The organism is Mesorhizobium sp. (genome assembly GCF_004963255.1).
In the GTDB taxonomy this organism is placed as follows: Bacteria; Pseudomonadota; Alphaproteobacteria; order Rhizobiales; family Rhizobiaceae; genus Mesorhizobium.
Genome location: NZ_SUGA01000143.1, coordinates 1 through 228 on the forward strand (window position 1 = coordinate 1; position 228 = coordinate 228).

The 228-nt window shown below is 66.7% G+C and carries 1 protein-coding gene; it reads left to right on the forward strand.

The window, feature by feature from the left end:
* A partial coding sequence (locus E5X34_RS32805) for a beta-ketoacyl synthase N-terminal-like domain-containing protein (RefSeq protein ID WP_292124606.1) occupies positions 1 to 228 on the forward strand: 228 nt, incomplete at both ends.

The window sequence follows — 228 nt, forward strand, 5'->3', positions numbered from 1 at the left end:
GACTTTCCTGCGACGAGGGGAATGCCCATCGCTTCGGCGCGACAGTGGGCGTCGGCGGCTTGGGCTGGGATGTGATGGAGGAAACTTACCGGGCCCTCCTTTTGGACGGCGCGAGGCGAGTTGGCATCCTCGCTGTACCCAAAACGATGCCAAGCGCCGCCGCCGGCCAGGTGAGCTTGAGCCTCGGCTTGCGCGGGCCGGTCTTCGGGGTGACCTCCGCATGTGCCT